Here is a 12,186-nt window from a genome sequence, read left to right as displayed (position 1 = left end):
GTAAACTAATCTTACACAGCCCAAAGTGCGCCGCAATAGCGACTCTTGTTCGGGTGTGGGGTAAAATCGAAACGAATAGGCTTTTTCCATGTCTCACATTTTAGCATATATTTCGTAAATGTGCTAATATTTAACAGTAAAGCCGTCGTAGAACGACGGGGTTTCAGACCCAAAATTTTCGATGATCAAGGAAGGAACTGTGGTTCCCGTCCCCGCTAACTACAAAATGACTCGCGAGGTGAATATCGTCCTCACCGCTCTCCAAAGACTGGACTTTAGCCAACAAATCACCGTTTTACGCAATGCTGTAGTGGACATGGGTGTAGATCCTCTTGCCTAGTTTTTCAACTCAACTCTATCTTTAATTTTGAGCAAACAACTACCTTGATCCATAACTCCTAGCCGAGAGGTTAGGGGTTGTTTTTGATCGAGAGCAGCTATCTTCATGGTGAGGTGGGAAGTCTCTGGTTTTAGGGAACGCCGGAACTGGGGAACAGTAGCTGGTCGATATCCAATCTCGTCATACTTGATCTTGAGGAGAAACGCTGTAATCATTGACTTGCTGAATTAACACCCGTCCCCAAAATGACTTGTACTTTGGTAGTACAATTATAGTAAGAAGTGAAATAAGAAAGATTAAAACAAATAACCATGTCTCAACCGATTACCATCGAAGATATCTATAAACTTTTTGAGAAAACTAACGAAAAGTTTGAACAATCACGCCAAGAATACGATCGCCGGGCCGCTGAAGCTAAGGCCGAAGCCGATCGCCGGGATGCCGAAGCTGATCGCCGGGCCGCTGAAGCTAAGGCCGAAGCCGATCGCCGGGCTGCTGAAGCCGATCGCCGTTTAGCCGAGCTAGAGAAAACAGTGGCCAATACCAGTCGTGCTGTGGATAGTTTAACCACTCGCTGGGGAAGATTTGTCGAGGAATTAGTCGAACCTGCTGTTATTAGCCTATTTCGTGGCAAAGGTATCGATGTCAAAGAAACCTACAGTCGTGCCAGGGTAAAACGGCAAGGAATAGCCATGGAGATTGATATTTTAGCCGTCGATGAAACCGAGGTAGTTTTAGTAGAATGTAAGTCTCGTTTATCGAAAGATGATGTCAACGAGTTTTTAGAAAAATTAAGTCGATTTAAAGAAGCATTTCCCCATTATAAAAACTATCAAGCTTATGGTGCAGTGGCAGGAATAGAAATAGATGAAGGAGTAGATCGTTATGCCTATAAACAAGGTTTATTTGTGATTAAACCATCGGGAGAAACGGTAGAAATCATTAATGATTCTGGTTTCGAGCCTAAATTATGGTAGGAGAAAGATGGTTCCTTCATCTGGCAAAGTATTGGCAGCAGGTCTAATTTTTCCAATCTAGCACTAGACTAACTTATGGATACAATGCACGATTAGTATTCATATTTTGATTCAGCAAACCCTAATTAATTTTTGAGGATGCAAAAACGGCAAAAATAAGGATTAAATTGCATAAAATCTGTGAATAGACCATTATTATTCATTCTTAATTCTCCTGACTACTGACTACTGACGACCGGCTCCTAAACCCAACAACAATTTTTGATTTTTACCAGAGGTCTAGTAGCGTCTTGTCCTAAAATTGCCAATAGCCAGTTTCAATGCACAAGAGCCTGATGGCTAAAAACTGGCTCCAGTTTTTGACCGGGATAGCACCGCTTGATCACAGTGGATCGTAAAATGGGATAATGCTAACTTTGAGAGTCAGAGAGACTATGAGTGAATTCGACTACGATTTAATTATTATCGGTGCTGGAGTTGGTGGCCACGGAGCAGCCCTACACGCGGTCAAATGTGGGCTAAAAACGGCTATTATCGAAGCCAAAGATATGGGAGGAACCTGTGTCAATCGCGGTTGTATTCCTTCTAAAGCTTTACTGGCAGCCTCGGGACGAGTGCGAGAATTAGCCGATAGTGACCATCTGAAAAGTTTAGGTATTGCCATCGGTGGCGTTAATTTTGACCGTCCGACAATTGCTAATCATGCTAACAACCTTGTCAGTAAAATTAGAGGCGATCTCACTAATAGTCTTAAACGTCTCAAGGTTGATACTATCCACGGTTGGGGAAAAATCGCCGGCCCGCAAAAAGTTAGCGTCATCGGGGATAGTGGCGAAAAAATCTACACCGCTAAGGATATTATGCTCTGTCCGGGGTCGGTTCCCTTTGTCCCACCGGGGATCGAGATCGATCATAAAACGGTTTTTACCAGCGATGAGGCCGTTAGATTAGAAACTTTACCCAAGTGGATCGCAATTATCGGTAGTGGTTATATCGGTCTGGAATTTTCGGATATATACACCGCTTTGGGTTGTGAAGTGACGATGATCGAAGCTTTAGATAGTCTCATGCCGGGATTTGACCCAGAAATCTCGAAAATCGCGGAAAGAGTTCTGATTAAACCTAGAGACATCGAGACTTATGTGGGAGTTTTGGCAAAAAGTATTAAACCGGGGAATCCTGTGGCCATTGAACTGGTGGACGCAAAAAGCAAAGAAGCGATCGAAATTTTAGAAGTAGATGCTTGTTTAGTCGCTACAGGAAGAATCCCGGCGACCAAGAATCTCGGACTGGAATTTGTCGGGGTAGAACTGGATAAACGCGGTTTTATTGCCGTTAATGACAAAATGCAGGTAATTCAGGACGGTGAACCGATTCCCCATCTCTGGGCTGTGGGCGATGCTACAGGTAAAATGATGTTAGCTCACGCTGCTTCGGGTCAAGGGGTAATAGCCATTGAAAATATCTGTAATCGCCCAAAAACCATCGATTATCGCAGTATTCCCGCCGCCGCTTTTACCCACCCCGAAATTAGTTATGTGGGTTTAACGGAACCGCAAGCAGAAGCTTTGGCACAGGAAGAAGGGTATAAGGTCGCTTCTGTCAAGACCTATTTTAAGGGAAATTCCAAGGCTTTAGCGGAAGGAGAAACGGAAGGCATCGCTAAAGTCGTTTATCGTCAGGATACGGGCGAATTACTCGGTGTTCATATTATCGGTATCCACGCATCGGATTTAATTCAAGAAGCGGCCAATGCGATCGCTGAACGTAAATCTGTCCATGAACTCGCTTTCCGCATCCACACCCATCCGACTCTCTCAGAAGTCCTCGACGAAGCTTATAAACGCGCTGAAGTGGCAGCGTAGAGTCAGTTATCAGTTATCAGTTATCAGTTATCAGTTATCACCGTTAAGTTTCCGACTCCTGAATTCTGACTCCTTTCTCTTTTTTTACTTTTTACTTTCAAGATTATGTTTGGATTAGGTTGGCCAGAAATAGTCATTATTGCTGTAGTTGTTCTCCTGATATTTGGGCCGAAAAAAATACCCGAATTTGGGGCAGCTTTGGGAAAAACTTTACGGGGATTTAAAGAAGAAATCAATCAAGATGAGCAAGAAATTGAAGACAGTGACGAGAAGATGAGATAGACTGCGGCTGTCAGGGCGAAGGCAATTCGCCCCTACAATGAGTTTATCGAACTGCGTGCGCCCAAAAATTGAGATGCACCCCCTAATTTGTTAAGCTAAAGGTTGTGATGTACTTAAGTTTCGTAACCGTTCAGGGGAAACGAAATCTGGTAATCTAATACCATTTTTCGGCATGGATGAGAAGCACCTGCGATTGATACCAGCAATTGACGCAGAGGATTGGGAAAAAGCAGGTTGGGAAAAATCTACGGTTCAATCAAATTCTGGGATTCTTGGCGGCGGTGTTGGGCTTTTAATCTTACCAGTTTCAACGGTGGATAAATTAACATTCCTGCTAGGGGTAAAGCAGCAGCAGTTAAACCAGCAAGCAGATAAGAATTAAAGCCAATTACTGCACCAATTCCTGTTAAAATACCTGTAGCTGCCGTCAAAACAGACAAAGCGATAGCCCGCCCCCCATTCCAGGGAATTGCCCTAATTGCTCTTCCAATCGCCCAGCTAATCGCCAGCACCACGCCAAACCCCAGTGAAATCGCCAGTAAAATGGGCGTTCTCCCAAAATGCTCCGGCACACGCTCCATCAAGTACGCCAAGTCCTCACCCCCCAGCAACCACGACAACGCGCCTATTGTCACCACTACAATCATCCAGCCAATCGCCACCAACACTCCTCCACTCACAACAAAAAGCAGGAACCTCAAAAGCGGATCATCGAACCAATGCCTATTCTTTGACGAGTAAATCCCCAGGGCAATCGCCGTGAAAATCCCCACGGCAATCCACCTGCCAATCACATTTTCCAACAGCCCAACCTGTAACCCAATACCTGAAATGAGCGCTAAAACTAAACCAAAAGCTAATATAAACCCATAAGGCGGAAGAGAAACATTGGGTTGGAGGGGGGCAGTTTTAACCTTAACTTTTAAATAATACTTTTCCTGTCTTGCATTACTGTTTAAAACAATCTCCCTTTCATAATTTTTATTGGCTTTTAACTTGCTGGTATCAACCCTAAGCAAACAATTAACCTGATTACTCTCAAATTTTCGTGGCGAAAAACTAATCCAACTGTGACTATCGGGAGTATGCGGCGGATCTTTAGGATGAGGAGAAACTGACCATTCTCCTTGTAGCATAGTATCAGGAATAGTATTAGTAACTGTGATAGTTTTGCTCAGTTCTTGACCAACGGAATTGGCCACAAAATCTAATTCTAATTTATCTAAACTAACCTCTGGAATGCGGATTAAATCTAGAGATTTTAACGCTTCCAAAGCTAACCGGGCATTTTGGTAACGGTTAGCTGGATTAGGCTCAACCATTTTTTCTAACCATTGAATAAACCCTAAACTAAACTTAGATACTTTGTCTTTGAAAGTAATTTTGTTAGTAGAAAAATCAACCAAAGTACCAATATCAGCCGATTTAGTTTGAGTGATTAAACAGATTAAGGTCGCTCCTAATCCATATAAATCAGAAGCTTTAGTTAATTTTTGATTATGGACTTGTTCGGGAGGCATAAATCCAAGTGTACCCCCTATCAGACTGCTCAAAGCCATTGTACTATTGCCAATTCTCGCCAAGCCAAAATCAATTAAATAAGCTTTGATCTCTCCCCCATCTGCAAGAGACGACACAGAAGAAATCTCATCAACTAAAACATTTTCTGGTTTAATATCGCGGTGGAAAATGCTTGGCTTTCTCTTTTGCAAATAAATCAAAATTTCTAAGACTTGTGTGGCAATACTTTTGATCTCTTCAGGACTAAAACCACGAAGTTTTGATAAAGGTTGAGCCTCTTTATATTCCTGGACTAAACATAAACCATTACTTGGATCAAATTGCGCCAAATATCGGGGAATACCAGGATGATTTAACCCTTGTAAAACCTCAATTTCTCTTTCAATTGCCTTGTAACTATCCCAATCACTCCTAGTAGCAAAGCGAAACTGTTTAATCACCACTGGCTTTTCGTTGGCGATTTCAAGAGCCTTATAGGTAATTATACCTCCTTGAAGATTCTGATTGAGTTGCTCAGTAACTTGATAACCGTAGGCACTAAAATCAGGCAGGGTAGTCATGGCTGTCAGAGAAAAACAATATAAGTAGGTAGGTGCAATTAATTTTCTGGGGAATTGAGTCACAGCAAGCCTTTCAAGGCTATCCATCTTATATCTAATTCCAACTACCTACTTAGTAACCGTTCAGAGCGGGTCAAGTAGCCAGTGGTCTTGACTCTGTGGAAGGACTCTCTTGGGGCAGCAGAGTCAGCCTTAATTGTTGGTATCGACCGTAGGTACTTTTCATCGATGTCTCTCAGATTACCAGATTTCGTCCCCCCCTGAACGGTTAAGTAGGTGGGTGGAATTAAATATAAGATGAACGTAGGTTGGGTTGAAGCATGAAACCCAACGCCCGATTATGTTACGCTACCGCTAACCCATCCTACAAATAATTGTGCCTCCCTACTTATTAAGTTTCTAACCTTCTTTTTAGGTAGGAGAATTGCCAGATTCTTTCTTGGAGCCTCTTGCCCTCAGAAGCTGTTTACTGTTTACTGTTGACTGTTCACTAAATATCTGCTTCTCCCCCCACGACCACATCGCGGATACGGAGACTGGGGCCACCGCAGCCGACGGGTAAACCACTTTGACCCCCTTTTCCGCAGCCTCCCGACTCATCCCAGTAGAAATCATCAGCAATTGCCTCAATATTGCCTAGGGTTTTAAAGACATTACCGGAGAGAGTCACATCTTTAACGGGTTCAGCAATTTCTCCATCGCGAATCATCCAAGCTTCCCCGGCGCTAAAAGTGAACATTTCGCCGTTAGTCATGCCTCCCTGCCAATTTTGGGCATAAACTCCCGTTTTTATCCCCGAAAATAACTCTTTAACGGGAGTGGTTCCCCGTTCAATCCAAGTGTTGGTCATGCGGACAATGGGCGGATAATGATAATTGAGACAACGGGCGTTACCTGTCGGTTTTTCGCCTAATTTGCCCGCCGTTTCCCGTGAATGCAATCTTCCCACCAAAACCCCATCTTTAATTAACTGAGTCGTGGTTGCGGGGGTTCCCTCATCGTCATAAAAATAACTGCCCCGATGACCTTCCGGATAGGCCCCGTCAAAGATTTGCAGGTTATCTGGTCCAAAACGTTTGCCCATACTCATCACTTCCAAAAGGTCGGGATTTTCGTATAACATATCTGCCTCGGAAAGGTGGCCAAAAGCCTCATGGACGAACAGACCGGTTAAAATGGGATCGATGACGACGGTGTAGGTATCGCCCTTGACAGGGGGCAAAACTAGGGCTTGTACGGCCCGTTTAGCCGACCCTTGCACCTGTTCTTCTAAATTGACCAGATCCTCGAAAGCTTTTCGGGATCCCGTGGTTTCCCGGCCCGTTTGTACGCTGTCCCCATCCCTAGCGGTGGCCGAAAAACGCATTTCTAAGTCCGACCATTTTTGTTCGATTAAAGTCCCGTCAGAAGTGCCTAAAAGAATATGTTGACTGCTATCGCTGTAACGGACGGAAGTGGTGGCAATACTGGGATTGTGTTGACGCAATAAATTATTATAGCGATCGCAGAGGGCTTTTTTATCGGCTAATGGTACTAAACGGGGATCTGTTCCTGTTAAAGGCAATTCACAGGAGATAATTACAGGTTCTACTGGAGCAATCAGGGTTTCTTCTTCCCCAATTAAACGGGCAGCAGCGATCGCATCTTCTAATCGTTCCTGTAAACTGGATAATTGATTAAAGCTGGCAAATCCCCAACCTCCTTTATAACAAGCGCGTACCTGACCACCGATAGCAATACCTTCGCTGAGGGTTTCCACTCGTTCGGAACGCAGTAGAATATTTGTCCCCCGCGCTTCTTCCAGACGAATTGTCAGGAAATCGATGCGGTTTTTATAACGGTTAATCAGTTCACTAATTAGGTTTTTATAATCGTTTAGAGTATCGGTCATGGGAATTAGGAAGTGGGGTGTCGGGTGATGGGGTAGTGGGGTAGTGGGGCATTTGGCTGAAATTTCCCTAAATCCCTATATCCCCTTTCTAACTGATAACTGATAACTGATAACTGATAACTGATAACTGATAACTGAAATTAGGCGAGATAATCCTGTAAAGCTTTCACCTCTAAAGGTTGCGATTGCAGGGATTTTAAGGCCGCTACTGTCGCTTTTGCCCCGGCGATAGTGGTGATAATTGGTAACTTATAATCGAGGGCAGTACGGCGAATTTTTCGGCCATCGTTTTGGGATTCTTCACCACTGGGAGTATTGACAATAAACTGAATCCAGTCATTTTTGATCCAATCGACAACGTGGGGACGACCTTCGTGAATCTTTAGCACTAAATCGATATTTTCGCAACCGTTTTCTAACAAAACTTCACGAGTTCCCGAAGTGGCGACAACGCGAAAACCGAGGGATTGCAGATCCTTAACCACGGGAACCATGGGGGTTTTATCGCGATCGTTCATCGAGACAAAAACCGTCCCACTGGTGGCTAAAATCACGCCGGCGGCCATTTCCGCTTTAGCGAAAGCTTTGCCAAAATCGCTGTCAATCCCCATTACTTCCCCTGTAGAACGCATTTCTGGTCCTAGGAGAGTATCAGCACCGGGGAACTTCTGGAAGGGTAAAACCGCTTCTTTTACGGCAATATGACGGGGAATTGCTTCGCTGATGATACCCAATTCTGCTAGGGTTTTGCCCGACATGACGAGGGAGGCAACTTTTGCTAAAGGAACTCCCGTTGCTTTGGAAACGTAGGGAACAGTACGACTAGCGCGGGGATTCGCTTCTAAGATATAAACTGTCTCCCCCTGTACCGCATACTGGATATTCATCAAACCGATTACTTTTAAAGCTTTCGCTAGTTCCACCGTCCATTGTCGAATTGTGGTTAAAACCGAGGCACTCAGGGACGTATGGGGGATAGAACAGGCAGAATCGCCCGAATGTACGCCCGCTTGTTCGATATGTTCCATTAATCCCCCGATAACTACTGTTCCCGTGGCATCTGACAGGGCATCCACATCCACTTCGATGGCATTTTCGAGGAATTTATCGATTAAAATCGGGTGATCCGGTTCTATCTGTACCGCATACTTCATATAGCGTTCCAATTCGCTATCGGAATAGACGATTTCCATCGCCCGACCGCCCAAAACGTAGGACGGACGTACTACTACAGGATAACCGATGCGTTGAGCCACTGCTTGGGATTCTTGGAAATTGCGGGCAATACCGTTGAGGGGTTGTCGGATATCTAATTCTCGGAGGATTTGTTCAAAACGTTCCCGATCTTCGGCGGTATCGATCGAATCGGGTGAAGTTCCCCAAATTTTGGTATTTACGGGACAATTAGGCGATTCTAAATATTTTTGCAGGGGAACCGCCAGTTTTAAGGGAGTTTGCCCACCGAATTGAATAATTAAACCCTCTGGTTGTTCCGCTTCGATGATATTTAAGACATCCTCTTTGGTCAGGGGTTCAAAGTAAAGGCGATCGCTGGTATCGTAATCGGTGGAGACGGTTTCCGGGTTAGAGTTGACCATAATCGTCTCAAAACCGGCTTGACTGAGGGAAAAAGCGGCATGACAACAACAGTAGTCAAATTCTATCCCCTGGCCGATGCGATTGGGTCCACCACCGAGGATCATCACTTTGCGTTTATCGGAGGGTAAAACTTCCGATTCTACCTGTTCGTAGGTGGAATAATAGTAGGGTGTCAGGGCCTCAAATTCCGCCGCGCAGGTGTCCACCATTTTATAAACGGGAACAATACCTAAACCCTTGCGATAACTTCTCACTTCGTCCTCGCTGCTGTTGGTGGCGAAGGCGATTTGGCGATCGCTAAATCCCTGTTGTTTAATAGCGAATAGGTCCTCTTTGCCGAGACTTTTCAGGGGAGTTCGTTTGAGAAACTTCTCAGTTTCCATCAAATCGGCCAATTTATCGAGGAACCAGGGATCAATCCCGGTTAGTTCGTGGATTTCCTCCCCATTCATGCCCAATTTAAAAGCATGATAGATACTATAAACTCGTTCGGGGTTAGGTGTCCGCAAACCGGCCCGGACTTCCGAGAGGGGGGGGAGAGTTTCGACTTTATCGCAACCAAAGCCAAAACGTCCCGTTTCTAGGGATCGAAGTGCTTTTTGAAAGGATTCTTGGAAAGTTCGACCGATAGCCATGGCTTCCCCGACGGATTTCATCTGGGTGGTTAGAATCGGTTGGGAGCCGGGGAATTTCTCGAAGGCAAAGCGAGGAATTTTGGTGACGACGTAATCGATAGTCGGTTCAAAGGAAGCCGGGGTTTTTTTGGTGATATCGTTGGGAATTTCGTCTAAAGTGTAGCCTACTGCTAGTTTAGCGGCAAATTTAGCGATCGGGAATCCCGTGGCTTTCGATGCTAGGGCCGAAGAACGCGATACCCGGGGATTCATCTCAATCACGATTACGTCGCCGTTAGTGGGATTAACGGAGAATTGGATGTTCGATCCGCCGGTTTCTACGCCAATTTCCCGAATAATTGCCTTAGAATAGTCCCGGAGGCGTTGGTATTCTTTATCGGTCAGGGTTTGGGCGGGCGCAACCGTAATCGAGTCGCCGGTATGGACTCCCATCGGGTCAAAGTTTTCGATCGAACAGATGATCACCACGTTATCGGCTAGATCGCGCATTACCTCTAATTCGTATTCTTTCCAGCCAATTAGAGATTTTTCGACGAGAATTTGCGATGTAGGCGAACAATCTAGACCATACTGGGCCATCGGTTCAAATTCTTCTTGGTTATAGGCAATACCGCCCCCCGTTCCGCCTAAAGTGAAGGCCGGCCGGATAATGAGAGGATAGGAACCGATCTGATGACCGATCGCTTTTGCCTCCTCTAAATTGTTGGCAATCCCCGAAGGACAGACGGGAACACCGATTTTCTCCATTGCTTTTTTGAATAGTTCCCTATCTTCGGCTTTTTCAATAGCGGGAAGTTTTGCCCCGATCAGTTCCACGTTATATTTTTCTAAAACGCCGCTTTTGGCCAAAGCTACGGCAGTATTGAGGGCAGTTTGACCGCCCATAGTCGGTAGAATGGCATCGGGACGTTCTTTGGCGATAATTTTCTCGACAATTTCCGGCAGAATTGGTTCAATGTAGGTGCGATCAGCCATTTCTGGATCGGTCATGATCGAGGCGGGGTTAGAATTGACTAAAATTACCTCATAACCTTCTTCTCGTAGGGCTTTACAGGCTTGAGTTCCCGAATAGTCGAATTCACAGGCTTGTCCGATGACAATCGGGCCAGCGCCCAAGATTAGGATTTTCTGTAAGTCATCACGGCGTGGCATAGGCTTAGGGTTGCTTGAGGATAAACCCCAATCATTGTATATGTTGTCACCCCTCTATTCCCTAAAGCTTTATTTAGGTTTAATGACCTTATTCTAGCTGTCAGCCTTGAATCAGTGATCGGTGATCAGATCTGAGCCTTGTACTAGCGACTGTTCACTATCTCCCCGCTCCCCAACACCCAACCGATCACTGGATATGTACTGATACTATTTGGGAACGATTGTCAAACAATTGTAAAACTTCGTTATATTTAAGGAACATTTGAGAGACTAAGGAGCATCGGAGTTGTGGCTTTATACGCAGATTTGCATCGGCATTTAGGGGGATCGGTAGTACCGAGAATTCTCTGGCGCTACTTTCACAGACATGAGCGGGATTTAGCGGCCAAATTCCAGGAATACCCCGCTTTTGAGGAATTTTACACCCGTGAACGCAATAGTTTAGATGAGTATTTGGAATTACATACCCTAGTCGAAAGTGTTCAAACCGCCCAAACTTTGCCCTATTTTATCTATCGTCTGATTCGCGGCGCTTACATCTTCGAGAATCTTGCCTATTTAGAATTGCGCTATACTCCCTACTATCGCACCGACGAACATTTGAACCAAACAGAGCGAATCGAGCAAATGCGATCGATTGTCGAGATCGTCGGTCAAGCCTCGAAAATGAGCGAATATCCGATTATTACCAGTCAAATTCTCTGTATGCACTCGCGACTTCCCTCCGAAGTCAACAAAGCGATCGTTGATCTGGCCCTAGAGATGAAAGAATACGTCTGTGCGATCGATATTGCTGGGGGTGATTCCCACTACCAAACTCGACTAGAGGAATTTGCTGGTTTATACAGTTATGCCAGGGAAGAGGGTTTAAATACCACCGGCCATCTTTACGAAACAAAGGACGGTTGTTATCCCCAATTACTGCCCTATCTGCAAAGAATTGGTCACGGTATTCAAATTCCCCTACAATATCCGGAATTGCTGCCGGAAGTTGCCCGTCGTCATCAATGTTTAGAAGTCTGTCCCACCACCTATTTAAAAACTGGCACCCTCGAAAGTTTATCGCAATTAAAGATAGTCTTCGATCGCTGTTTTGAAGCGGGGGTTGATATTGCTATCTGTACCGATAATGCCGGTTTACACAATGTCCGGCTGCCCTTCGAGTACGAAAATTTACTCACCCTGGACGTGATCGATTTCCGACAATTACAAGCTTGTCAAGATGCGGCTTTTCGTCATGCTTTTGCCTGGCCCTACAGTAAAAAACCCGCCTCACTTTTAACTGGTTTGTTATCAGTAGATAATCCCAAATTACCGGTTTATCAGTAACAGAATTAACTTTAGTTCGGGTTAAGCAACTTCTT

Annotated in this window: 9 protein-coding genes; 5 read left to right on the top strand and 4 right to left on the bottom strand. The window is 44.9% G+C overall.

Going from position 1 to position 12,186, the window contains the following annotated elements; genetic code table 11:
- On the bottom strand, positions 1-90 hold a 90-nt coding region (locus tag IM477_RS14185; protein ID WP_190718206.1), incomplete at its 3' end, for a helix-turn-helix domain-containing protein.
- 91 nt (positions 91-181) lie between these two features.
- Here IM477_RS14185 and IM477_RS14180 point away from each other — a divergent pair.
- From IM477_RS14180 to tatA, 4 genes are all read left to right on the top strand, one after another.
- Complete coding sequence (locus IM477_RS14180; protein ID WP_287732213.1) at positions 182-340, top strand: orange carotenoid protein N-terminal domain-containing protein; 159 nt, start codon at positions 182-184, stop codon at positions 338-340.
- A 311-nt stretch (positions 341-651) separates the two neighbouring features.
- Positions 652-1,317, top strand: a complete 666-nt coding sequence (locus IM477_RS14175) for a DUF3782 domain-containing protein (protein WP_287732212.1) — start codon at positions 652-654, stop codon at positions 1,315-1,317.
- Between the two features lie 434 nt (positions 1,318-1,751).
- Positions 1,752-3,182: a dihydrolipoyl dehydrogenase gene (lpdA, locus tag IM477_RS14170; protein ID WP_287732211.1), complete on the top strand. Its 1,431-nt coding sequence runs from the start codon at positions 1,752-1,754 to the stop codon at positions 3,180-3,182.
- Between the two features lie 105 nt (positions 3,183-3,287).
- The gene (tatA, locus tag IM477_RS14165; protein ID WP_002733416.1) at positions 3,288-3,464 is read left to right on the top strand and encodes a twin-arginine translocase TatA/TatE family subunit; all 177 of its coding nucleotides are present in this window, start codon (positions 3,288-3,290) and stop codon (positions 3,462-3,464) included.
- Positions 3,465-3,709: 245 nt separating this feature from the next.
- On the opposite strand, the gene IM477_RS14160 is transcribed toward tatA, so the two are convergent.
- From IM477_RS14160 to carB, 3 genes are all read right to left on the bottom strand, one after another.
- A complete protein-coding gene (locus IM477_RS14160) occupies positions 3,710-5,545 on the bottom strand; it encodes a protein kinase domain-containing protein (protein WP_287732210.1) in 1,836 nt (611 codons plus the stop codon).
- A gap of 490 nt (positions 5,546-6,035) precedes the next feature.
- Positions 6,036-7,436 (bottom strand): TldD/PmbA family protein, encoded by a 1,401-nt coding sequence (locus tag IM477_RS14155; RefSeq protein WP_287732209.1) that lies wholly within the window; start codon positions 7,434-7,436, stop codon positions 6,036-6,038.
- Between the two features lie 140 nt (positions 7,437-7,576).
- A complete protein-coding gene (carB, locus tag IM477_RS14150) occupies positions 7,577-10,822 on the bottom strand; it encodes a carbamoyl-phosphate synthase large subunit (protein WP_287732208.1) in 3,246 nt (1,081 codons plus the stop codon).
- Positions 10,823-11,110: 288 nt separating this feature from the next.
- On the opposite strand from carB, the gene IM477_RS14145 reads away from it, so the two are divergent.
- Positions 11,111-12,151 (top strand): adenosine deaminase, encoded by a 1,041-nt coding sequence (locus tag IM477_RS14145; RefSeq protein WP_287732207.1) that lies wholly within the window; start codon positions 11,111-11,113, stop codon positions 12,149-12,151.
- Positions 12,152-12,186 lie beyond the last annotated feature (35 nt).

Source organism: Microcystis sp. M090S1, assembly GCF_020246295.1.
GTDB lineage: Bacteria > Cyanobacteriota > Cyanobacteriia > Cyanobacteriales > Microcystaceae > Microcystis > Microcystis aeruginosa.
The sequence above is the reverse complement of the archived record's forward strand: the minus strand, read 5'-3'. Positions and strand labels throughout refer to the sequence as shown.